17 protein-coding genes are annotated in these 24,195 nt (G+C 41.9%); all 17 read right to left on the reverse strand.

The genetic code is table 11. The features are described 5' to 3' along the window. Positions 1-488 precede the first annotated feature (488 nt). The 17 genes from CBG49_RS00375 to feoB all read right to left on the reverse strand — a co-directional run bounded on the left by CBG49_RS00375 (position 489) and on the right by feoB (position 24,175). The gene (locus CBG49_RS00375) at positions 489-1,898 is read right to left on the reverse strand and encodes an alpha-amylase (protein WP_088592888.1); all 1,410 of its coding nucleotides are present in this window, start codon (positions 1,896-1,898) and stop codon (positions 489-491) included. Between the two features lie 171 nt (positions 1,899-2,069). Beyond that, positions 2,070-3,113 (reverse strand): SusE domain-containing protein, encoded by a 1,044-nt coding sequence (locus CBG49_RS00380; protein ID WP_088592889.1) that lies wholly within the window; start codon positions 3,111-3,113, stop codon positions 2,070-2,072. Positions 3,114-3,125: 12 nt separating this feature from the next. After that, positions 3,126-4,748 (reverse strand): RagB/SusD family nutrient uptake outer membrane protein, encoded by a 1,623-nt coding sequence (locus CBG49_RS00385; protein WP_088595224.1) that lies wholly within the window; start codon positions 4,746-4,748, stop codon positions 3,126-3,128. Positions 4,749-4,760: 12 nt separating this feature from the next. Further along, on the reverse strand, positions 4,761-7,694 hold the full coding sequence (locus tag CBG49_RS00390; protein ID WP_088592890.1) for a SusC/RagA family TonB-linked outer membrane protein: 2,934 nt from the start codon (positions 7,692-7,694) through the stop codon (positions 4,761-4,763). Positions 7,695-7,762: 68 nt separating this feature from the next. After that, positions 7,763-8,116 (reverse strand): four helix bundle protein, encoded by a 354-nt coding sequence (locus tag CBG49_RS00395; RefSeq protein WP_088592891.1) that lies wholly within the window; start codon positions 8,114-8,116, stop codon positions 7,763-7,765. Between the two features lie 30 nt (positions 8,117-8,146). After that, complete coding sequence (locus CBG49_RS00400; protein ID WP_088592892.1) at positions 8,147-10,255, reverse strand: glycoside hydrolase family 97 protein; 2,109 nt, start codon at positions 10,253-10,255, stop codon at positions 8,147-8,149. Between the two features lie 129 nt (positions 10,256-10,384). After that, a complete protein-coding gene (locus CBG49_RS00405) occupies positions 10,385-11,488 on the reverse strand; it encodes a beta-ketoacyl synthase N-terminal-like domain-containing protein (RefSeq protein ID WP_088592893.1) in 1,104 nt (367 codons plus the stop codon). A gap of 27 nt (positions 11,489-11,515) precedes the next feature. Then, positions 11,516-12,469, reverse strand: coding sequence for an ABC transporter ATP-binding protein (locus CBG49_RS00410; RefSeq protein ID WP_193433071.1), 954 nt, complete (start codon positions 12,467-12,469; stop codon positions 11,516-11,518). After that, a complete protein-coding gene (locus CBG49_RS00415; protein ID WP_088592894.1) occupies positions 12,459-12,743 on the reverse strand; it encodes a virulence protein in 285 nt (94 codons plus the stop codon). Before CBG49_RS00415 ends, CBG49_RS00410 begins: the two co-directional genes overlap by 11 nt. A 1-nt stretch (position 12,744) precedes the next feature. After that, positions 12,745-12,957, reverse strand: a complete 213-nt coding sequence (locus CBG49_RS00420) for a hypothetical protein (protein ID WP_009412850.1) — start codon at positions 12,955-12,957, stop codon at positions 12,745-12,747. Positions 12,958-12,974: 17 nt separating this feature from the next. Further along, complete coding sequence (gene pheS, locus CBG49_RS00425) at positions 12,975-13,997, reverse strand: phenylalanine--tRNA ligase subunit alpha (RefSeq protein WP_088595226.1); 1,023 nt, start codon at positions 13,995-13,997, stop codon at positions 12,975-12,977. Positions 13,998-14,210: 213 nt separating this feature from the next. Further along, positions 14,211-16,466 carry an aconitate hydratase gene (locus CBG49_RS00430; protein WP_088592895.1) on the reverse strand — a complete coding sequence of 752 codons (2,256 nt, stop codon included), beginning with the start codon at positions 16,464-16,466 and terminating at the stop codon, positions 14,211-14,213. A 7-nt stretch (positions 16,467-16,473) separates the two neighbouring features. Beyond that, complete coding sequence (locus CBG49_RS00435; protein ID WP_088592896.1) at positions 16,474-18,687, reverse strand: NADP-dependent isocitrate dehydrogenase; 2,214 nt, start codon at positions 18,685-18,687, stop codon at positions 16,474-16,476. Between the two features lie 2 nt (positions 18,688-18,689). Further along, positions 18,690-19,973, reverse strand: a complete 1,284-nt coding sequence (locus CBG49_RS00440; RefSeq protein ID WP_088592897.1) for a citrate synthase — start codon at positions 19,971-19,973, stop codon at positions 18,690-18,692. Between the two features lie 382 nt (positions 19,974-20,355). Beyond that, a complete protein-coding gene (locus CBG49_RS00445) occupies positions 20,356-21,288 on the reverse strand; it encodes a hypothetical protein (protein WP_088592898.1) in 933 nt (310 codons plus the stop codon). A 66-nt stretch (positions 21,289-21,354) separates the two neighbouring features. After that, positions 21,355-22,107: a patatin-like phospholipase family protein gene (locus tag CBG49_RS00450; RefSeq protein WP_009412857.1), complete on the reverse strand. Its 753-nt coding sequence runs from the start codon at positions 22,105-22,107 to the stop codon at positions 21,355-21,357. Between the two features lie 70 nt (positions 22,108-22,177). Next, positions 22,178-24,175 carry a ferrous iron transport protein B gene (gene feoB / locus CBG49_RS00455; RefSeq protein ID WP_088592899.1) on the reverse strand — a complete coding sequence of 666 codons (1,998 nt, stop codon included), beginning with the start codon at positions 24,173-24,175 and terminating at the stop codon, positions 22,178-22,180. Between the last annotated feature and the right edge of the window lie 20 nt (positions 24,176-24,195).

Genomic DNA, 24,195 nt, shown 5'->3' on the forward strand with positions numbered 1-24,195 from the left:
ATGTTTTTTGTGTGGGTGTTTGTAAATAGTTTATTGTGTGAGTGTTTGTAAAAAGTTTTGTATATGGGCGTTTGCAAAATGTTTTGTATATGGGTGTTTGCAGCACATACCCAGCTATCGCTGGCTTTCCTACATAACATACTTTAAAAGTGATTGATTATCAGGTTTATAGACTTTGTCAAAGTTTTGGGACTTTGACAAAGTTTATGATGCAAAAGCGATTTTTAGACTTTTCGGACAGCCTCTTTTTAACTCCCACGAATTTCACGAATTTTCACGAATTTTGGAATGTATAAAACTCTTTACTTTATATTATCTCACTAATTTTCACCTGACAGTGAATTATTTTGTGAATATATTACGATACAAAGGTGTAAATCAATATTCTGTTATATTGAACTGACACTAAATAAATATTTTTAAGTAGTAGTGAATAAAACAGCGAACTACTTGTGATGAGTAGCTCGCTGAGTGTAAAACTAAAAAATTTATTGGCCGACAGACCAAATAGTATAGCTGTTAGCGGGGACTTTTAGGGTTACACGCCCTTCGTTATTGGTAGCGAAGCGCTCGGTAGAGTTACCTGTATAGTCTATTAAGATTTTGCCTTTGAAATGGGTGGTAATGGTACGCTCGGCAGGGGTGTTGCCATTGTTGAGGAACAACACTAAACCAGGACTTTTGTCTTTACCCAAACGCGAGGCTACATACTCGGTATTAGAGGCTAAGTGGAATTTTTCTTCGCCTGCTGCTAAACTGCGGTTGATAAGCATCAACTTTTGCAATTTGGTTTTGTTAGTAGAATTTTCATAATCAGTATAGAAAATACAAGGGTAACCGCTGTGGGTAAGGATATAGGCATAAGCCATTAGTTTTTTATTCTTAGGGATGGTATTATCGGGGTGGACATCGTTTCTATCGTCTACATCGTGGTTACCGACGAAAGTTACTGCTTTATCGGGGCGCAAAGTGCGCAACATAGGGTGCTGGTCGCTCATTAAATGGTGCATATCATTTTGGCTATCCAAGGCTTTTTCTACGGCATAATAACAAGCAAAATCGAAGGCTGAAATGCCGGAAGCATCTACCCAATTTTTAAGGGTTTCGGGGTTGCCGTCCCAGAGTTCACCTACCGCAAAACCGCCAACAGATTTCATCCATTCCTTGATGACCCACGCTCCAAATCCTTTTACATAATCGAAACGCCAGCCATCGAATTTCATTGTATTTTTGTAATACTTAGCTACTGATTCGTCTTTTTTCCACAACCAATCTTGTACATAAGGCACTCTGTGTGCAAGATCTAAAAAGAAACCACCTCCTTCATCGGATGTTTCAATAGCATTAGGGTGAAAATGCTCGTAATTGCGATTAAATTTTTCGGAAGCGTTACCGTGAGTTTTATCAAACAGTGTTTTTGTTTTTTCGTTGTTTTTATAAGGGTTTATCTCCTCTCCTCCCCCATTGCAATGATTGATTACAATATCGGCGATTACTTGCAAGCCTTTTTCGTGGGCTTTGCTGATGAGGTTTTCGAGTTCATTGCGTGAGCCGAAGCGTGTTTTGGTAGTGCCGTGTTGGTTGTACTCGCCAAAATCAAAATAATCGGAGGGGTCGTAGCCCATAGAATAGCCCCCAGAAGCGCCTTTGGTGGCAGGAGGCAGCCAAATACGGTCTACGCCATTAGCTTTCCAATCATCGAGTTTGGGGGTAATGGTATTCCACCATTCACCGCGAGGTTCTACATCCCAATAGAAGGTTTGCATCATCACGCGATTACCGTTGTCAATTTTAGTAAGGTCGATGGGTGATACATTTTGTGGGGTAGGCTCGCCTTTATTATCCTTTTTGCAGGATAACAAAGAGCAAATTGCTAATAAATAGATGTATGTTTTCATATTTTTTAGTGTTTAATTATTTTTTGAGACTTAGAGAAACTCAGAGAGACTTGGAGGAACTCAGAGAAATGTTGATTATCAATATAATAAACTTTGCCAAAGTTTTAGGCTTTGGCAAAGTTTAGTGCCGTAAAGGCAATTTTGAAACTTTTAGGTACTCTTTTAAATGGATTATTTTTTTTCTATTTTGTAGGTACCTTTGTTAGTTGCATCGAATGAGAAAGATACGTTATAAGTACCAGCGGCTACTTTGATATTTTTACCTCCAGAGGTAACATTTCCCTCAAGGTCGGTAGCGGGGTCAGTAGTGCTATCAGCACCAAAGTTAGTACCCCAATCACTATTCAAACGGAATTTAATACTTCCTTCAGTTGCTATAACTACATTTTTAGCAACCCAAGAGTTGGTACCACCTTCATAAGTCATTTTAATATCAGGAAGACCACTATTACCCCAATTATTTAAGTCGCCTACAATACCCCAAGAATAAGTTTCGATATTATAAGTAGAATTACTAAGGTTAAGAGTGATTTTGTAAGTACCAGCGGTTACTGTTATATTATCACCACTTGAAGTAAGTTCTTTTTGAGTACCCGCTTTTTTACCAAGATTTTCATTCCACTTATTGTTCTTGCGGAATTTGATTTCACCATTGGTTAATGTTGCATAAGCTACCAAAGTACCATCGGCGGCATTCCACATTTTGATATCTTTATCTTGGTCTTCTTCCCAACCATTAGCACCACTACCTGCTATTCCCCATTCGCTTGGTTTGATTTCATCAAGGAAAGGAGTTACATTCAAAGTATTCTTTTTTGAAACAATACTACGTTGGTCACTAAGGGCAGCTTTTACATACACTGTTACGTTAGTAGCTGTACCTGCAGGGACTTTTAAACCAAGAAGATAGTCGTTCAATTCTTTAGTAGTGAAGGTTAAAGGAGACTGTTTCACAGAGATAGGTTTCACTTTACCTCCATATTCTAAATTGACTGTATAGGTAGGAGCTACAGCTACATTAAAATCTTTTTCTTCCCAACTTACGGTAAGGACAGTAGTGTTTGATTGTGTTTTATCTAACACTATTGTATTAGTTGATAGCGTAGACTCTACTTGAGCATTAGCACTCATTGTCACCTTGTCCTCATCTTTTTCACAAGCTACGAACAAGGTAAGTCCTGAACATAATAATATAGATTTAAATATATTTTTCATAGTATTTCTTTTTTAGTATCCAGTGTTTTGTCTAAGGTTTTCATTAGCAGTGAGCGCATCTTGAGGGATAGGATATAAGTTTCTATAATCAGGAACAGCTACCCCAGAAGCGGCACCACCTTTGAGAGACCAAAGATAATCGGCGGTAGTAAATTTATTGTAACGGATGAGGTCGGTACGGCGCAATCCTTCCCAATAGAGTTCGCGAGCGCGTTCGTCTAAGATAAAATCTAAGGTAAGGTCGCTATTGGTTATGTTGCCAGAGGCGTTACCATAAGCACGAGTGCGCAATTGGTTGATATAGCCTAAGGCAGTAGCTCTATCGCCACCTGCGCCACCGCGTAGTACGGCTTCAGCATAAGTAAGATATACTTCGGCTAAACGGATGAGCGGTAAATCGGTATCAGGGAAGTCCTTAGCAGGGTCTTTACCTACAGCACCTGTAGAAGTAATATTTCTGAACTTAGTAACCGCATAACCAGCCGTTTTAAACTCTTTTATATTTGTATTCTCATAGGTTTGTCCGCCGGTATGGAACATAGCGCGTTTGTCATTCCAAGCGGTAGGTTCGTTATTACCATTGCGTGCAGAAGCATCAAATTTATCGACAAACTCTTTAGTAACTGTAATACCTTGCCATCCACCATTAATACCAATTAAGTTAGGATTCATATCTCCTCCTGTAGCTGCGTGAGTAATAAAAGAGGTTCCTCCGTGAGTTTTGGTGTTCAAACCATCAAAATTTACGACGAGAATAAATTCGTTTTGAGCGCCATTACTATTGTTGTCGGCTAAGAACAACTCATCATAAGCGGTACCATTGTTATTGGCATCGGTAGTATTTAATCTATAGGAAGAGGCGATTACCTTTTTAGCATAGGTAATACAATCGGTGTATTTATCTTGGCCTATATACACTTTGGCATTGAGGTACAAGCGAGACAAAAGAGCTTGAGCAGCGACTTGATCTACACGTCCGTATTCATTGGTACGAGCAGGTTTAAGTTTTCCCTCTAAATCCTTTAGTTCGCTTTCTACGAAGTTAAAGAGTTCGGCACGAGAGTTTGGAGCAGGTTTTAAATCAGCTTTTGATGAGGTAATCAAAGGTGCTTTTCCAAAAGCATCAATAACATTATAGTAAGCATAAGCACGGATGAAGCGCGCTTCGGCAATAAAATAAGCCACTTCGGGGTCGGAAGCTAAGTCTTTAGCGTTATCGATAAACGAATTAGCAAAAGCGATTTGTTGCCCTAAACGGTTGTAATAACCATTAGTGAAAGCGTTAGAAGGAGTCCAACTCATATTGTGAAAATCGGGCACCCCCGCATCAGCCCAACGAATGATAGCTTCATCGGTACTTGACTCTTGTAAATAAAACTGTACACGGGTGAACTGAGTTGAACTTTCGTCTGCATTAGCAAGGTCACCATCTCCAGAAGGTCCCTTTTGTCCTGTAACTGCCATTGAGGCATAAATTTTAGCTAAGGCACTTTTAGCTTCGGTAGCGTTTTTGAACACATCTTTTTCAGTGAAGCTATCGGGGTCAATAGGTTCTTGGTCTAAGTCCTTTAGGCAGGCACTAAGCGAAAAAGCCATCGCAAGTCCTAAAATACTATGTTTGATATATTTTTTCATACTTTGCATATATTAAAAGTTAAGATTCAAGCCCAACAAGTAAGTTTGAGGGCGAGGATAAAAGTTGTTATCAATACCGCCAAACACTTCAGGGTCTAAACCGCTGTACTTAGTAATAGTCAATACATTTTGTACAGTACCATAGAGGCGGACGTACATTTTATCGGTATGAGGGAAGGTGTAACCTAAGGTGATATTGTCTAACTTGAAGAATGAAGCGTTTTCAATATAGTAATCACTTAACCACGCTTGGTCGTTATGGCGTTGGAAATTAGCATCTGCCTGATTTGCTTTAATATTAACAATAAAGCCACTATTAGCTGTAATTTCACCAAGCTGATCTAAACGAGATTGAGTGTTATTATACGCATAATTGCCGATGTTTGCACGAGTAGTGATGTTCAAATCCCAATTCTTGTAGTTCAAATCGGTACCAAATCCCATAGTTATAGGGGCAAAAGGTGATTTGTACAAGTAGCGGTCACCTTCGTCAATTTTGCCATTGCCGTTTCTATCCACAAAAGTATTTTCGATAGGTTTACCTTGAGCGTCGTACACTTGTTGATAAACATAAAAAGCATAAGGGGTTTCTCCTTGTCGGTGTAATTGTACACGGTTACCTGTACCACCTTCTATACCTCCTGTAGGTTGATCGTCGGGCATACGGGTAATCTTATTATCGTTATAAGAGATATTGTAGTTAAAGCTCCAACGGATATTTTTTTCGGTATTGCGAATAGGATTTACTGTTAATCCAAACTCAACCCCTTTATTTTCCATATCGCCTATATTGGCATTTACACGGTTTTTGAAGTTGGTGAAAGGGTCGATAGTGGTTTCGGCAATTAGGTCTTTAGTTTGTTTGCGATATACATCGAGGGTACCTGTGATGAGGTTGTCTAACAATCCAAAGTCGATACCAGCATTGAGGGTATTACCAATTTCCCAACGTAGGTTTTTATTGGTTACCCCAGGGCGGTAAGTTTGATAGAATCTATCACCAAATTGGTAAGAAGCGCCATCTTGGCTACGGGTGTAATTGGTAAGGAATAGGTAGTCGCCCAAACCATTTACGTTCCCTACTTCACCATAACCAAAACGCAATTTGAGTTCGTTAAGGGTTTTGTTGTCTTTGAGGAATTTTTCGTTGCTCACATTCCAAGCCAAGGCAACTGAAGGGAAGTAGCCCCAACGGTCGTCTGGGTTTAGTTTAGAAGAAGCATCGGCACGGAGGGTAGCGGTAAGGAGGTAACGATCTTTATAGCTATAGTTTGCACGACCAAAGAATGACATTAACACGTTTTTACTTTTGTTGATATTAGGTACAATTTTGTTATCGCCAGGGTTTACAAAGTAATCTTTTTGAGTACTATTATCGTCAAATTCAAAAGATTGATAAGAGTGTCCTACCATTAGCCCAATACTATGTGTATCTTTGATGTCCTTCATATAGTTTACATAAGCATCAAACAACTTATTAGTTGCTTTATTATCATAGGTATTAGTACTTCCTGCAAAACCAGTAGTGGCAGTAGGCATACGGCGGTCGATAATTTTATCGCCTTTACCATTACTGTAGTCTAAACCAGCATTCACGGTAGCGGTAATATCTTTAAAGAAAGGTAAAGTATAATCAACTTTTACATTACCAATAAAGCGAAACACTTTAGAACTATCGTCGGTAAAGTTCAATAACGCCATAGGATTGGTTGCAGCTAAGTTAGAGCGATTTTGTGTAGCTGGGTCAATCCAAGCGTGGTATCCACCGTATTTAGCGGGACCTCCAAACACTGATTGGGTAGGGTCATAGAGAACCGCTGAACTTATAGCTCCTTTTTCGGCAAAACGGTTTTGCATATAAGTACCATTGGCATTCAATTCTAATTTCAATGATTTATCAAAGAAAGTAGGGTTCAAGCTAATTTTGGCATTGGTACGTTTGAAGTTATCGGTACGCAACACCCCATCGGCATACGAATGCCCTATAGATACACGATAAGGCAAAGTTTTGTAGGCGCCAGAGAGCACTAAAGTACTATTACTCATAGGGGCTACTTGGTAGATTTCTTTTTGCCAATTGGTATTAGCATTGCCTAAGAGCGCTTCGGCAGCAGGGATATTCAATCCTTTTACAGTTTGGCGGTATTGATCGGCACTCATCACATCAACATATTTGTTTACATCTTGTAGTGCGATGCTGGTGTTGAAGCTAATCTTCATTTCTTGGTTTGCTTTTCCTTTTTTGGTGGTAATCATAATCACCCCATTGGCAGCACGAGAACCGAAGATAGCGGTAGAGGATGCGTCTTTCAATACAGTCATACTTTCGATATCTTCAGGGTTGATAGAGTTGAAGATACTACGAGAACCGCCCACGCCGCCATCGTTCATTGGCACGCCGTCAATTACAATTAGCGGGTTAGAAGTTAAGGACAAAGAGCCATTACCACGTACGCGAATGGTTTGTCCTTCACCGGGAGCACCACTTGCAGAGGTCATCTGTACCCCTGCTATTTTACCTTGGATAAGCTGGTCGGCATTTACGGCAGGAGCTTTGTTAAAGTCCTTATCGGTTACTAAGTTTACAGAACCTGTTAAGTCCTTTTTTCTTACAGCTCCATACCCGATAACTACTACGTCGCCGAGTTGTTGTACATCTTCTTGGAGGGTGATGTTCATCACTGCTTTAGCGGCGACTTCTTGGGTTTTGAAGCCTACAGATGAGAAGACAAGGGTAGCGCCTTTGTCGACTTTTAGTTCGAATTTACCGTCGAAATCGGCGGCAGTACCGTGAGAGGTACCTTTCACGAGCACACTAGCGCCCATTAGGGGTTCGCCAGTGCCATCTTTCACTGTTCCTTTTACAGTGATTTGTTGTGCGTAACCGAAAGCTACACACAAGAAAAACATTACTGCATAAAGTAGTTTGTTCATTTTTACTTTCATACGAATAAAATTTGAAAATTTGAGAATTTGAAAATTAGCAAATTCCTATACCATTTATTTGTAATTCGCTAATTCACTAATTTTCTTTTCATTGTTCCTATAATACTATTTATTATATACATAATATTCAACAATTCCTGTTTTTCTACTTGAGTATCAGGATAATCCCTTGAATATAAACATATATCTAACCAATACATTGTTTCTTCGGCTTCCTTAGCTGCAATTTTAAACTTATGGATAAAGTCCTGCTGACTTTCTGCATTCTGAGCCTCTCTCACATTAGCTCCTATAGAAGTGCCAGACCTTAATAATTGGTTCGCAATAGCATATTTTCTATTCTCCTCCAAAACATTACAAAGCTCAACAATTCTAAGAGAAAACTGAAAAGTCTTTTCTAAAATCACATTAGGCTTTTGCATAAACAATCATTGGTTAATTTTCTAATTTTGCTAATTTGCTAATTCTCTAATTTGTATAGCATAGCCACCGCCTTGAGCAGCTGTGAGTTTTAATTTGGTTTTAGCATTTACTTTTTGTTTGGTGATTGTATATGCCTTAGGATTGGTTTTCCAATTGGCATCTTTGGCATCGGCATAGATGGTAGCCTCATACTTCTTACCTTTGTCGAGGAAGTTGAGCAAGAGTTCTGAAGTATGTCCGCCTTCGTGAGCGGTGCAACCTACATACCAATTGTTGCTGTGTTTATCTTTACGCGCAATGGTGATATAACGTCCTGGTTCTGCTTCAAGATATACGCTTTTTTGCCAATCTACGGGCACATCTTTGATGAATTGGAAGGCATCCATATATTTTTCGTAGTTTTCAGGCAAGTCGGCTGCCATTTGTAGCGGACTGTACATCGTTACATACAAGGCTAATTGGCGTGCCAAGGTACTGCGTATTTGGCTGTTGTTGTTAGGGTTTACATACTTCAATTCGGTCTCGAAGATACCAGGAGTATAGTCCATAGGTCCTCCTTGCAAACGAGTGAAAGGCAAGATAGTGGTGTGGAATACTTTGTTACCACCAAAAGCCTCGTACTCAGTACCGCGAGCTGATTCGTTGCCTATCATATTTGGGTAAGTACGGCAAAGGCCTGTAGGGCGTACTGCTTCGTGCGCATTCACCATTATTTTGTATTTAGCAGCTTCTTTGATTGCATAGAGGTAGTGGTTAATAGTCGATTGGCTGTAGTGGTGTTCACCCACAGGGAGGATGTCGCCTACATACCCGCTTTTCACTGAGTTATAACCATATTTGTTCATCAACTCGTAAGCGGCTTTGATGTGGCGCTCGTAGTTGCGGGTAGATCCAGAAGTTTCGTGGTGCATCATCAGTTTCACGCCTTTAGAGTGTGCGTAGTCGTTCAGTGCTTTAAGGTCGAAGTCGGGGTAAGGAGTTATAAAGTCAAACACATAGTCCTTTTTGTGTCCGAACCAGTCTTCCCATCCTATATTCCAACCTTCCACAAGCACTTGGTCGAAGCCGTGTTTTGCTGCAAAATCGATGTATTTGCGCACTTCTTCGTTGGTAGCGCCGTGGGTACCATTAGGTTTGGTTTTGGTGTAATCAACGGTATTGAGGTCGATAGTAGGGAGGTCGTTAGTATAGCTCCAAGAGTTTTTACCGGTAATCATTTCCCACCAAACACCGACGTATTTTACAGGTTTAATCCAAGATGTATCGGCAATAGCACAAGGTTCGTTGAGGTTGAGAATCAAGCGTGACGCCAAGATTTTACGAGCGTCATCACTCACCATAATCGTACGCCAAGGACTGTGACAAGGGGCTTGCAAATAGCCTTTAGCTCCCTGTGCATCGGGGGTGAGCCAAGATTGGAAGGTGAAAGTTTTGTCGTCGAGATTGAGGTTCATCAAGGAATAATCAACCAAGGCAGCTTCGTGAAGATTGATATACAAGCCATCTTTGGTTTTCATCATTAAAGAAGTTTGTACGCCGGTAGGTGAAAAAGCGAACTGAGACACGTTCTCGGTTACGGCTTGTTTCATCAGTCCGCGAATTTCGGAGAGTTTGCTTTCTGTATAGTCGTATTCTTGAGTATCGTAATCGCCAGGAATCCACCAAGCGGTATGGTCACCCGTCATCGCAAACTGAGAGAGCTCTTCTTCTACTACAAAATAGGTAAGTTCTTTTTGAGAAGGGAATTCGTAACGGAATCCGACACCTTCATTATACACACGAAAGCGAATATTCATTTTTCGGTTGGTTTTCTCTTGTTGCAATTGCACGAGAAGTTCGTTGTAGTGGTTTAGAATTTCGCTTTCTTCCCCCCATACGGGTTTCCACGTTTCTTTAAAGGTAGATTTTTTAGTATCTACTACTTTAAAGTTATTAGTTAAAGGTTCAGCTTTTTTAAGAGTAAAACCTAAAGTACTTTCGTTTATCACTGGTTTATTTTTGTAGGACACCTTATACGAAGGAGTTCCGTCACTTTTCAGTGAAAAAGAGAGTATCACACTGCCATCGGGAGAGCTTTGTTGCTGTGCCATAGAGAGATGGATAGCAAAAATGCTCATCAACAAAATTATTTTTCTCATCTTTTTATTACTTTATAGTGTTAAAATCGGGCTCAAAGTTACGAATATTTTCTTTATACGCAAATTTTTATTCACTTTTTTTTAACAAAAAAAATAATACTTAGATGTTAATGATTATATATTAAGGGGTTATAATTGTTTAATTACAAGTGCGGTGTTGCTGCCTCCGAAGCCTGAGGCTGTTTTGAGGAAGTAATGCACCTCTTTATACTCGGTTGTTCTCAGTACTTTTATAGGATGAGAAACGCCAAGTGTATCGAAATTGAGGCTTTTTAGAAGGGTTTTATAACGGGCTAACTCTATAGTAAGCAGGGTTTCAAGTAGCCCTGAAGTACCGAGTGTATGCCCAAAATAGCCTTTGTAACTATTGAGAGGAGCAGAGAGGAGATTGGCGCGCATAAAGGCAATACTTTCCATCTCGTCGTTATAGAGAGTACCCGTACCGTGAGCGTTGATCAAATCGATTTGTTGAGGCTGTAGTTTAGCTTCGTCTAAGGCATTTTGCACACTCAAATACAATCCTTCGCCGGTGCGTGAAGGTCCTGAAATATGATTGGCATCGTTGATAGAGCTACTTCCTAAGAGTTGAGCTTTAGCACCTTGCGCTTCTTTACTCACATATACAGCGGCGGTTGCTTCACCTAAGGTAATGCCATCGCGGGTAGCGTCGTAAGGCTTGCAAGGTTTAGCACTCATCGCTTGAAAGGACTGAAAGCCCGAAAGCACAAATTCGCTTATCTCATCGCCAGCTAATACCACAGCACTATCATAACTATCTGTTTTTAGCAGACTATCGGCTACTGAGAGCGCCATTGCTCCTGATACACAGGCATTAGATAACACAATAGGCGTAGTGGTAATACCTATTGCAGTAGCGATTTTTTGGGCAGTAGTTGAAAGTAAAGGAGTAGGATTTCCTTTGGCAAGTGCTGAAATATTGCCTTTGGTCGTGGAAAGAATTAGAGCGGTGCGAGGGGTGATTTTGATATGATGAAGTATAGGAACAACTGCCAAAAGGAGCATTTTTTCCAATCGCGAAAAACCTTCACGCCCCACGAGTTGCTGGTACTTGCTCTCTAAAGCCCCATCGCCTATTTTAGAAAGACAAACATTAGTGAGCTGCCCATAGATTGGATAACGAGCGATGCCCGATTGTTCTCTCAGCACCAAATGAGCGGTGGTAGGGAGGTCGAGTCCTAAAGGAGTAACGATATTATAATGATGGAAATACATTTGGCAATTTGGTGCGATCCGCGCGGGCTATTTGATTTGTAAATGAACTGTAGCGTTTTTAGCAAGCGGGGCAGGGTGATAGAAATAGACTTTTGTTTCGGGAGTAGTAGCTTCTATAAGATAGTGAGCTCCTTGAAAATAGCTATGTTGCACAGAAACCTGCCAATTAGTGGGTTGAGGAGCAAGTGCTATTTGATGAGGCTTGAAGAGTTTGCCTTGATAGGTAGTTACTTCGCCAAAAAGAGAAGCTGTATAGGCATCGGTATCTTGGGCGTAGATGTTGAGAGTGTTGCCGAAATACAACAATTCACCTTTGCGCATTATCGCAGTTTTATCGGAATAAGAAAGGGCATCTTTACCGTCGTGAGTTGCTACAATACAGCTGATATTCTGCTCTTTTAGATAAGCAAAAAGGGTGCGTTGCAAATCGTTTTTTCTAAAATTATCTATCTGACTAAAAGGCTCATCAAGCAACAACAATTGGGGTTCTTGGGCTAATGCCATTGCCAATGCGACACGTTGTTTTTCGCCACCACTGAGGTTTAGGGCTTTTAGGGGAGCAAAGCGCTCCATACCTACTAAGGTGAGAAGCTCCATTACACGTTCTTTTTTGTAAACTAAATCGAGATTGGAGATGAACTTTCCTACGTTTTCAGCAACAGTGTGATAGGGGCCTAAGCCAAAATCTTGAGCGAGGTATTTCATCGTTTTGAAACCAGGGACTAACTGACGTGAAGGCCCCCAGACGCGCTCGTTGTGAAAGAGAACAGAGCCTTGTTGTACGTCTACAAGTCCGTAGATAACTTTGAGGAGGGTACTCTTACCGCAGCCGCTTTCGCCCATCAAGGAAAGGTGTTCGCCTTGTGAGAGTTCAAAGGAGATGTTTTTCAGTAATTCGGGTTGCCCATCGTAGGCAAAAGAAACGTTTTCAATTGACAATTGACGATTGACAATTGACGATGTTTGTGAATTATTTTTCAATTTTAAACATTTGGGTAAAATCTGACCAATTTTTAATTTCAAAAGCTCTGATATCTCTAACAGACTTTCTAAACCAAGAAATAGCATCAAGGGCATTCATTGCTTTGGTCACTACATATAAATTCTCTTCATTGGTTACATACACACTTCCTTGTATCCAATAAAAACCACAATCAGCCAATACTTTACGAATTTCAGTATAAGCAGAGTGATAAGGCGAACCGTAATACTTTTCCAAATCGGAAATAAGCATATCAAAAGTAATAGCAAACATCTCAATTCAATTTTTTAAACAAGTATTCTTTATCAAAAAATTCGCCGAGTTCTTTTGTTTTGGCTGTAATCACAAAACCTACAAAAGGGTTGTCTTCAATATCTATTACTATTCCCTTAAGCCATTCTTTTTCATTAGTGACTTGTGGAGCTATGAGTACCTCCTCCCCTACTTTAAACATAGGTTTATGTATGTTTTTATTCACTGTTGTCATATTTCTATTTTTATGTATTAAAGGGCGCTTTTGAATTGTTCTAAGAAGCGGGCATCGTTCTCGTAGAACATACGGATGTCACCGATTTGGTAGAGCAACATTGCGATGCGCTCAACGCCCATACCAAAAGCAAAACCGCTGTACTGTTCGCTATCGATACCGCAGTTTTTAAGCACATTAGGGTCGGTCATACCACAACCCATAATTTCGAGCCAACCGGTTCCTTTGGTGATGCGGTAATCTACCTCGTTGTTGAGCCCCCAATAGATATCTACTTCAGCACTAGGTTCAGTGAAAGGGAAGTAGGACGGACGCAAGCGGATACGTGATTTGCCAAACATTTCTTTAGTGAAGTACAATAGTGTTTGTTTGAGGTCGGCAAAAGATACGTTTTTATCGATATACAAGCCTTCTACTTGGTGAAACAAGCAGTGAGAGCGAGCAGAGATAGCCTCGTTGCGGAACACGCGCCCTGGGGAGATTGTGCGGATAGGTGGCTGGTGATTTTCCATATAACGTATCTGCACAGAGCTGGTGTGAGTGCGCAAGAGGATATCGGGATTAGTTTGTATAAAGAAAGTGTCCTGCATATCGCGTGCAGGGTGGTATTCGGGGAGATTGAGGGCAGTGAAGTTATGCCAATCATCTTCCATTTCGGGGCCATCGGAAACATCAAAGCTAATATTCGCGAAGATTTTTACGATTTCGTTTTTCACCAGAGAAATAGGATGGCGAGCGCCAATGGGGGCTGGGGTAGCAGGGCGGCTCAAATCGCCGTATACTCCTTTACTCTCGTTGCGTTCTTCAAGACGGTCGCGCCATTCTTGTACTTTAGCTTCAGCTTTTTGTTTGAGTTCATTCACTACCTGTCCAAAAGTCTTTTTTTCTTCATTAGGTACTTCTTTAAAAGCAGCAAAAAAGTCGTTTAGGACACCTTTTTTACCGAGGTACTGAATGCGGAACTGTTCGAGTTCGTCTTTAGTTTTCGCTGTAAAATCCTCAATTTTAGCGATGTGTTCTTTTATTTTATCAATCATCATAAAAGCGGAGTGGTTCATTTAGTCTTTTTCGAGAGGCAAAAGTACAAAATAATTAACAATTAGCAAGTGACAAGTAACAATTTTGAGTTTCGGAAAATTTCTTGTGTAGATTTAGCAAGTGGCATTTAGAATATAAAAAACTTTGCCAAAGGTGTCAGCCGTACGGACGGAGACCTTTGGCAAAGTCGATAATATTTACTAATTCCAAATTTGCTAATTCGCTAATTTATTCAGGGCGCTTCCTGCTTTAAACCAACCTATTTGCTGGGCGTTGTAGGTATGGTTGCAGGTAATCACATCCTTACTGCCATCTTTATGTACAAATTCCAAATGCAAAGGAGTGCCAGGCGCAAAGGCAGTGAGGTCGAGGAAGTTGATCACATCGTCTTCTTGAATCTTGTCGTAATCAGCTTCATTGGCAAAGGTGAGGGCGAGCATTCCTTGCTTTTTAAGGTTGGTTTCGTGAATGCGCGCAAACGATTTTACCAATACCGCTCGTACGCCCAAATGACGAGGTTCCATAGCGGCGTGTTCGCGTGAAGAGCCCTCGCCATAGTTGTGGTCGCCTACTATAATAGAAGGGATACCCGCAGCTTTATAGGCGCGCTGTACTTTAGGCACTTCGTCGTATTCGCCTGTAAGTTGGTTTTTCACAGAGTTGGTTTTACCGTTGAAAGCATTTACCGCCCCTATGAGCATATTGTTAGAAATATTGTCCAAATGTCCGCGGAAACGCAACCAAGCTCCTGCCATCGAAATATGGTCGGTGGTGCATTTGCCTTGCGCTTTGATGAGAAGTTTAGCCCCTGTGATGTTCTCACCGTCCCAAGGAGTGAAAGGCGTGAGTAGTTGCAAACGGTTAGAGGTAGGCGATACTACTACCTCGATATTGCTACCATCTTCGGCGGGAGCCTGATAGCCAGGATCATCAACGGCAAAACCTTTAGAAGGCAACTCTTCGCCATAAGGAGGAGTGAGTTTTACCTCTTCACCTTGGTCGTTGAGCAACGTATCGGTGATAGGGTTGAAGTCTAACCTACCGGCAATAGCCAAAGCAGCTACCATTTCGGGTGAAGCAACAAAAGCGTGCGTATTAGGGTTGCCGTCGGCACGTTTGGAGAAGTTACGGTTGAAAGAATGTACAATCGTATTTTTCTCTTGTTTTTCGGCGCCTTCTCTGTCCCACTGACCGATACAAGGGCCACAAGCATTGGTAAACACACGGGTGCCCAACTGCTCGAAGATGTCTATGATGCCATCGCGTTCAGTAGTATAGCGTATTTGTTCAGAGCCTGGGTTGATACCAAAGGAAGCTTTAGGAGTAATTCTCTTTTCTAAGGCTTGTTTTACCACCGAAACTGCGCGGGTGAGATCTTCGTAAGACGAGTTAGTACACGAACCGATGAGCCCCCATTGCACCTCGAGAGGCCAATCGTTGGCACGGGCTACTTCCTTCATTTTGGATACAGGAGTGCCTCTATCGGGGGTAAAAGGCCCGTTGATATAAGGCTCTAAAGTAGAAAGGTCTATCTCGATGAGCTGATCAAAATACTTTTCGGGGTCGGCATATACTTCGGGGTCGGCGGTGAGGTAAGGCGCAATGGCATCGGCAGCGAGGGCTACTTCTTCGCGCCCAGTAGCAAGCAGATAGCGGCGCATTGCCTCGTCATAGCCAAAAGTAGAGGTAGTAGCCCCTATTTCGGCACCCATATTACAAATAGTACCTTTCCCCGTACACGAAAGCGATTTAGCACCTTCGCCGAAGTATTCCACAATAGCACCCGTACCCCCTTTTACGGTGAGAATATCGGCGACTTTAAGAATCACATCTTTTGGGGCAGTCCACCCGCTGAGTTTGCCCGTGAGTTTTACGCCTATGAGCTTAGGGAATTTCAGTTCCCACGGCATTCCTGCCATCACATCTACAGCATCAGCCCCGCCTACACCAATGGCGAGCATTCCTAATCCGCCAGCGTTTACTGTATGCGAATCGGTGCCTATCATCATTCCGCCAGGGAAAGCGTAGTTTTCTAAGACTATTTGGTGAATAATCCCTGCGCCAGGTTTCCAGAAGCCAATGCCGTATTTATTGGATACCGAAGAGAGAAAATCGAATACTTCTTTAGATTGTTCAGTAGCCACTTTCAGGTCGGTTGCAGCACCTATTTTGGCTTGTATCAGGTGGTCGCAGTGCACGGTGGTGGGGACAGCCACTTTGCTTTTGCCCGCTTGCATAAACTGTAAGAGCGCCATTTGAGCGGTCGCATCTTGACAAGCGATGCGGTCGGGGGCGAAATCTACATAGTCTTTACCGCGCTCAAAAGCACGTGAAGGAGTGCCGTCCCATAGGTGAGTATACAATATTTTTTCAGCAAGGGTAAGGGGTCTCCCTACCACTTGGCGAGCTTTGTCTACGCGTTCAGGAAATTGAGCATAGACCTTCTTTATCATTTCAATATCAAAAACCATAATTCAATTAACAATTAAGAATTAATAATAGGGTTTTACTTCCTTGCATAACTTCGGCTACTTTGGTGAGATCGGGGTGGTAATAACCTGCTAAATCTACCGGTGTGCCTTGTATGCGGGTCAGCTCTTCCACGATAGTCGTTTCGTTGTCTTTTAGGGCTTTGGCGATAGGAGCAAACTCTTTGGCAAGTGCGCTATCTTGAGTTTGTGTCGCTAAAGCTTCTGCCCAATAGAGTGCCAAATAGAAGTGACTTCCGCGATTGTCGAGCGTGCCTACTTTGGCTTGAGGCGATTTATCGTTGTTCAACAGCTTACTCGTTGCCTCATCGAGCGTTTGGGCTAACACTAAGGCTTTGGGGTTCTCGTGTTTTTGAGCAAAATGCTCTAACGAAGCGCCTAAGGCGAGAAATTCTCCTAAGGAATCCCAGCGCAAGTGATTTTCGGCAAAGAGTTGTTCGGCTAATTTAGGTGCTGAGCCCCCTGCACCCGTTTCAAAGAGTCCGCCACCATTCATCAAGGGGACGATAGAGAGCACTTTGGCACTGGTGCCCAATTCTAAGATAGGAAACAAGTCGGTGAGGTAATCACGCAACACATTGCCGGTTACCGAAATGGTATCTTTGCCCTTGCGAGTGCGCTCTAAGGAGAAGAGCATAGCCGTTTCAGGCGACATAATGCGGATATCTACCCCCTCGGTGTCGAGTGTTGCCAAATAGTGTTTTACTTTTTTGATGAGTTGCGCATCGTGAGCGCGGTGCTCGTCCAACCAAAAGACCGCTGGTGTTTTGCTGAGGCGTGCGCGCGTTACTGCTAATTTCACCCAATCTTGTATGGCAGCATCTTTCGCAGTACACATACGCCAGATATCGCCTTTTTCTACTTTATGTGATAAGTACACTTTACCATCGGCGCCTACCACCTGTACACGTCCGCTATGAGGGATTTCAAAAGTCTTATCGTGCGAGCCGTATTCCTCAGCTTTTTGAGCCATTAAGCCCACATTGGCAACGCTTCCCATCGTAGCAGGATTAAACGCCCCGTGTTTCTTGCAAAAGTCGATCACCACTTGGTAGATACGCGCATAAGTGCTATCGGGCAGTACCGCCAAAGTATCTTGAGCCTCGCCTTTAGCATTCCACATCTTTCCCCCATTGCGAATCATTGCTGGCATAGAAGCATCTACAATCACATCGTTAGGGAAATGCAGGTTGGTAATCCCCTTATCGGAATTTACCATTGCCAAAGCAGCTGCTCGCGCAAGCGCTCCCTCAATGTCGTGTTTTAAAGGTTCTTGTTCTTCAGCAGGCAATTGTTCTATTTTCGCCAGAATATCCGAAAGACCGTTACGTGCATTCACCCCTAAGGCTTTCAGTTCGCGCGGGTGTTTTTGGAACAAATTAGCAAAGTACGTTTCGACCGCATAGCCAAAGAGAATAGGATCAGAAACCTTCATCATTGTAGCTTTCAGGTGCAAAGAGAGGAGTACACCCTTGTCTTTCGCTTCGGCAAAGGCTTTTTTATAGAATTTGCAAAGCGCTTCTTTGCTCATAAAAGTAGCGTCTATCACTTCACCCGCTTGCAAAGGAAGCTGCGCTTTCAGCACCTGCACCTCGTGTTTAGGGCTTACCAACTCTATGCGCACCACATCGGCCTTTTGAAGTGTTACCGATTGCTCGTTGTGGTAGAAATCGCCCGCTTGCATCGTTGCGACTTCCGTGAGACTCTCAGCACTCCACGCTCCCATTGAATGCGGGTGCGTTTGTGCGTACTGTTTTACCGATTTAGGTGCACGCCTATCGGAATTACCCTCGCGCAACACAGGGTTCACCGCACTGCCTTTCACCTTGTCATACCGCTGTTTGATAGCTGTTTCGGCTTCATTGGCAGGATTTTCAGGATAATCGGGGAGTGCATAGCCTTGTGATTGCAGTTCGGCGATAGCCGCTTTCAGTTGGGGTACCGAAGCACTGATATTAGGCAACTTGATGATATTAGCTTCCGGACGCGTTGCCAACGCCCCCAGTTCGCTAAGGGCATCGGGTACCCGTTGTTCTGCTGTGAGAAAATCGGGGAAAGAGGCTAAGATACGCCCTGCCAATGAGATATCTTTGGCTTCAAAGTTGATACCCGAAGAGGCACAAAAGTGTTTGATGATGGGCAATAGCGAATGAGTAGCTAAATAGGGCGACTCATCGGTAATGGTATAGATAATGTTTTTCATTTTTATCTTTTATTCAATTCAACAAAAGGTCTTTCGGTGGCACCTACGTATATTTGTCGTGGACGACCGATAGGCTCTCCTCCTTGGCGCATTTCCTTCCATTGGGCAATCCAGCCAGGGAGACGACCGATAGCAAAAAGCACAGTGAACATCTCTAAGTGCATACCTAAGGCTTTATAGATGATGCCTGAATAGAAATCTACATTGGGGTAGAGGTTGCGCGCTTTGAAGTACTCGTCTTCCAAAGCTACTTTTTCGAGATGTTTAGCGATGCCGAGAATAGGGTCGTCAATGCCTAAAGCATTGAGTACCTCATCGGCAGCTACTTTGATGATTTTAGCCCGTGGGTCGAAGTTTTTGTACACACGGTGTCCAAAGCCCATCAGGCGGAAAGGGTCGTTTTTGTCTTTAGCTTTGTTGATGAACTTATCTACATCACCTCCGTCTTTGTGAATTTCTTCGAGCATCTCAATCACCGCTTGGTTTGCCCCGCCGTGGAGACGACCCCAAAGGGCAGAAACCCCAGAGGAAATACTCGCAAACAGACCCGCCTCTGAAGACCCTACCAAACGTACGGTAGAAGTAGAACAGTTCTGTTCGTGGTCGCCGTGGAGGATGAGCAACTTGTTGAGGGCACTCACAATGGTAGGGTTGATTTTGTATTCCTCAGTAGGAATTTCAAAGAAGAGGCGCAAAATGTTCTCAATATAGCCCTTGCTGTTGTCGTAGTAATTCAGTGGTAAGCCCTCGCGTTTGCGGTATACCCAAGAAGCGATAATCGTTACTTTAGCAATGGCTTTGCAGACCGCTTGATACACGTGTTTGGGGCAATGTACATTCACTGGCACAGGGTTGAAAGCGGTGAGCGCACTGGTAGCCGATGCCAATACCCCCATAGGGTGAGCCGAGCGCGGGAAACCGTCCATAATATGGCGCATATCCTCGTGTACAAGGGTGTACTTGTGAATTGTTTTTTTGAAATCGTCATACTCTTCGGCAGTGGGGAGTTCGCCAAAGATAAGGAGGTAGGCTACTTCGAGAAACTCGGCTTTAGCAGCCAATTCTTCAATATTATAGCCACGATAACGCAAAATACCTTTTTCACCGTCGAGGAAGGTAATGGCACTCTTGCAAGAGCCTGTGTTCTTATAACCTGAATCTAAGGTTATCAAACCAGTAAGGGCACGCAATTTTTCAATATTGATTGCTTTTTCATTTTCAGTCCCTACTACAATAGGAAATTCGTATTCTTTCCCTTCAAAAATCAGTTTTGCTGTGTTTTCCATATCAATTTGTTTTTAGTGTTTTTTAATGCTTCTTAAATGTTAAAAAGAGATAAAACTTTGTAGCTATATTTTCGATTTTATCATCTTTTTGCGTGGTAAAGGTAAGAAAAAATAACTGAAAGTAACCTAATGAAATTAGTAGTTTAACAAAACTTTAACGTATTTTTATTGAAAATCAGCGGGTTATATAAAGATGAGATGTTTAAAGCAGTTAAAGTGTTAAAATTTTGAAGATATAACAGAAAAGAAAGAGTCGTATTATTAATTTGATAATTTGGATAGGTGAAAATTGAGGATTTCGCAAAAAAAGGAGGAAAATTGGCTCTTGAAAAGAATAAAAAAAGCGGCTTTTCAAAGCCGCTTTTTATAAGTATATAAATTCTTAATACTCGTATTCAGTAATAGAACTAAGTTCTTTTGGATTATTACCCTCTTGACGATACCTTTTATTCATCGTAGGATAGCCTTTTTCATTATAAGTAAGATCTTGAGTAATAATTGTTTTTACTTCTACTCCCTGATAACCTATATAAGTTTTTTCTGTTTTTATCAAGTTATTTTTACTCATATCAGGTGACAAAAAGTAGATAGGGTCAGTAGTTTTACTTAATTTGTTTAAAGGCATTGGATTGGTATTTGTATCATACAAATATTCAGTTGTTATTTGGTTTTCCACCTTTTTTACTAAGTTTCCATTGGAAAGGGTATAGACAATAGTATTGGTGTGAGTACTTGTACCACTTACCACATTTCCATTGCCATCACGACTAGTACTAATTTCATTTACAGTTATTATATTACTATTGTACTCTAATACTTTTTCTATGTGGCGATTTATCTTTTTCTCCTGCCCATTAATATAAGTTGTTGAAGGATAAATATGAACCTCTTTAGAGAGTTGATCTCCTATGTATGAATATTCATAGGTTTCAGTTTTTGCATCATCATCGTTGGGTTCTACTATTGTTCGTCTCACCAAACGACCTTGTCCATCGTAGTGATAATCAATAATGGAATAATCCTCTGAAGAAGGTTCTCCTGATTTTATTTGTTTAATGAGATTACCATTGTATTCTATTTTTGTATTCTCTGTAGTACCTGTTTGTACTCCATTACTATATTCAGTTTTAGTAAATGATAATATTTTATCATTCTGAATATTATACACTATAACTGTACTTTCATTGTTTTTAGGATAAGTTACAGTTATTTTTTTAGGGAATGCTCCTTCTTGGATTGTTCCGTCATTGTCATCACTTTTGCCACAGCTGGCTAAAGCTACCATTGCCATTAAGGCGATAAAGATTTTTTTCATTGATACATTTTTTTAATTAGACCGCAAAAGTACAAGTTTTAGAGAAATAAAATTGTTAAATAATTGTTAATCTTTCAACTCCGCTAATCTTTTTATTCCCATTTCATAACCGTATTCAAAAGCGTGATCGATCATTTTGGTATCCAGCACCCCTATATTGCTGAGGTTGTGCAACAATAGCAAATCACATTTCTTGAATTTGCGACTGTAGTTGCCGTCCATTGTGATGTTGTAGATGCGTTGCATAAATTGAAAGGAGTTGCTGAGCTCTTTTTCGGTAATCGTTTCCAACGGGTTTACAAAGCTGCCAATGATTTTATCACATTGTTTTTTAATAGGTTCTATCGGGAAGTTATCTAAAAGTCCGCCGTCGCAATAGAGGCTTTCACCTATTCTCACGGGTGAAAAATAGGGTGGCAAAGCAGCTGAGGCTATTAGCGGCTGTATGAGTTCTCCTTGATTGAAATACTGCACTTTACCATTCAACAGATTGGTAGCTGTAACGATTAAAGGCAGTTGGAGTTCTTCAAAAGTGTGGTATTGAAATTCTTTTTCGAAGAATTTAGTGTATTTGGCGCTATCTACCAAACCTACTTTCTTAAAAGTGAGCATCGACCATTTAAATACGGGTGTTTCCTTGAAAAATTGCGCCATATCATCGGGTTTTACCCCACAAGCATAAAGCGCCCCAATGAGAGCACCTCCACTGGTGCCTGAAATAATTGATGGTCGCAAGCCTTTTTCTTCTAAGGCTTTGAGCAATCCGGCGTGTGCCAAAGCGCGCACTCCACCACCTGAAAATACTAAACCTAACTTCATAAGTTGTCAATTATCGCCTTTACGGATTGTCCCCCTTCGGGGGAACGGGGGCAATCTGCTAATTTGCTAATTATCTAATTAATATGAACGCCAGCATCGCACTTATATAAGCAATGCCCGTCATAAACAAAAACTGTAGGGCTGTCCATTTCCAGCTATTGGTTTCTTTGCGTACCACGGCAACCGTGCTAAGGCATTGCATCGCAAAAGCGTAGTAGAGCAATAGTGAAATTCCTGTGCCAAGAGTATATACGGGGGTGCCATCGGGGTGTACTTCCGATCGCATTTTTGCTAAAATCGTGCGTTCTCCTTCTTCTCCCTCGGTATCAAGGTCTTTTCCTAAACTATAAACTGTTGATAGTGTGCTGATAAACACCTCACGAGCCGCAAATGAGGCTACTACTCCTATGCTTATCTTCCAATCGTAACCTAGCGGACGAAATACGGGTTCTATCCCCTTGCCTATATAGCCTAAAAATGAGTATTCAAGACTTTCAGCTTGTATGTAATTTGCTTTTTGTTCTTCCGTCCATTGGTGTGTTTGTGCCAATTGTTCGGCGGTAGCCTCAATGCTGTTGTACTTTTCGCCCATTCCGTGAGAGCCTAAGAACCACAACAATACCGAAATTGCCAAAATAAACTTACCTGCTCCCATTACAAAACCTTTGGTTTTCTCGTATACAGTGAGACATACATTGCGCAGTAGCGGAATTTTATAGTCGGGGATTTCGGCAATAAAAAAACTGCTGTTCTTTTGCATTTTCAGCACTTTATCTAAGATAAAAGCCGAAAGTAACGCCATTGCAAAGCCTAAAAAATACATCGCAAAGAACGTCCACGCTTTGTAGCTAACCCACAGAAAATCACCTTCGGGAATTACCAAATTGATGATGATGAGATACACGGGCAAACGTGCCGAACAGGTCATAAACGGAGTGACGAGTATGGTGATAAGGCGTTCTTTCCAACTCTCGATATTGCGGGCAATCATCACGGCAGGCACGGCACAAGCAGCCCCCGAAATGAGTGGCACTACACTCTTGCCACTAAGCCCAAAACGTCGCATCACATTGTCCATTAAAAAAACTACCCTACTCATATAGCCGCTTTCTTCTAAAATAGCTATCAGGGTGAAAAGTACGGCTATCTGTGGGATAAACACAGTGATGCCTGCTATTCCGGGGAGTACCCCATCGATGAGCAAATTAGTAAGTGCGCCGGCCGGTAATTTGGCAACCAGCCATTCACCTAAAATACCAAACTCGTTCTCTATCCAGTCCATTGGGTAACTCGACCAAGTGAAAACGGCTTGGAAGATAAGCAATAGTATGCCTGCAAACACCACATAACCAAAGAATGGGTGAATGAGAAAACGGTCGAGATGAGCGCGCAGGGTCTGTGCCTTGTGCTGATCTACAACATAAGTTTCTTTGAGAGTTTCGTTGATAAACTGATAGCGGATAATAGTCTCTTTCTGCTGTTTACGGCGTTGTTCACTTTCCGAAGTACCAAAGGGTATAGCCTCCAAACGCGACATATCCACACAAGGAGCAACCAACAATTCTTTGAAGTTTGTAATCGCTTCTTTCAATGCTAAAAGCCCCTCACCTTTGCGGGTGCTGGTGAGGATGACTTTAGTGTGTAACAACTGTTCTAATTTGGAGAGGTCGATACTAATGCCTTTGCGCTGCATCTGGTCAGCCATATTGATAACCAGAATAGTAGGCAGCTGGAGGTCTTTCACTTGGGTGAAGAGCAGCAAGTTTTGCTTGAGGTTGCTCACCTCGCTCACCACCACCACCACATCGGGGAAGTATGTTCCTTGGCGGTTGATGAGGGTTTCTACAGCCACTTGTTCGTCTTCTGAACTCGGGTTGAGGCTATAGGTACCTGGCAAGTCGATGATTTCAGCTTGCTGGTTGTTAGGGAGTTTGCAATGCCCTATTTTCTTTTCTACAGTAATACCAGGGTAGTTGCCCACCTTTTGGTTTAAGCCTGTCAGCGCATTGAAAAGGGATGTTTTTCCTGTATTAGGGTTGCCCACAAGGGCGATTTTAAGATGTGCCATAAGTTCCTCATCCCCTCCGT

This window comes from Capnocytophaga endodontalis, assembly GCF_002209445.1.
Classification (GTDB): domain Bacteria; phylum Bacteroidota; class Bacteroidia; order Flavobacteriales; family Flavobacteriaceae; genus Capnocytophaga; species Capnocytophaga periodontitidis.

Coding starts and splice junctions, on each gene's coding strand:
- CBG49_RS00375 (WP_088592888.1), bottom strand. CDS start 1,898: ATGAAAACATACATCTATTTATTAGCAATTTGCTCTTTGTTATCCTGC.
- CBG49_RS00380 (WP_088592889.1), bottom strand. CDS start 3,113: ATGAAAAATATATTTAAATCTATATTATTATGTTCAGGACTTACCTTG.
- CBG49_RS00385 (WP_088595224.1), bottom strand. CDS start 4,748: ATGAAAAAATATATCAAACATAGTATTTTAGGACTTGCGATGGCTTTT.
- CBG49_RS00390 (WP_088592890.1), bottom strand. CDS start 7,694: ATGAAAGTAAAAATGAACAAACTACTTTATGCAGTAATGTTTTTCTTG.
- CBG49_RS00395 (WP_088592891.1), bottom strand. CDS start 8,116: ATGCAAAAGCCTAATGTGATTTTAGAAAAGACTTTTCAGTTTTCTCTT.
- CBG49_RS00400 (WP_088592892.1), bottom strand. CDS start 10,255: ATGAGAAAAATAATTTTGTTGATGAGCATTTTTGCTATCCATCTCTCT.
- CBG49_RS00405 (WP_088592893.1), bottom strand. CDS start 11,488: ATGTATTTCCATCATTATAATATCGTTACTCCTTTAGGACTCGACCTC.
- CBG49_RS00415 (WP_088592894.1), bottom strand. CDS start 12,743: ATGTTTGCTATTACTTTTGATATGCTTATTTCCGATTTGGAAAAGTAT.
- CBG49_RS00420 (WP_009412850.1), bottom strand. CDS start 12,957: ATGACAACAGTGAATAAAAACATACATAAACCTATGTTTAAAGTAGGG.
- pheS (WP_088595226.1), bottom strand. CDS start 13,997: ATGATGATTGATAAAATAAAAGAACACATCGCTAAAATTGAGGATTTT.
- CBG49_RS00430 (WP_088592895.1), bottom strand. CDS start 16,466: ATGGTTTTTGATATTGAAATGATAAAGAAGGTCTATGCTCAATTTCCT.
- CBG49_RS00435 (WP_088592896.1), bottom strand. CDS start 18,687: ATGAAAAACATTATCTATACCATTACCGATGAGTCGCCCTATTTAGCT.
- CBG49_RS00440 (WP_088592897.1), bottom strand. CDS start 19,973: ATGGAAAACACAGCAAAACTGATTTTTGAAGGGAAAGAATACGAATTT.
- CBG49_RS00445 (WP_088592898.1), bottom strand. CDS start 21,288: ATGAAAAAAATCTTTATCGCCTTAATGGCAATGGTAGCTTTAGCCAGC.
- CBG49_RS00450 (WP_009412857.1), bottom strand. CDS start 22,107: ATGAAGTTAGGTTTAGTATTTTCAGGTGGTGGAGTGCGCGCTTTGGCA.
- feoB (WP_088592899.1), bottom strand. CDS start 24,175: ATGGCACATCTTAAAATCGCCCTTGTGGGCAACCCTAATACAGGAAAA.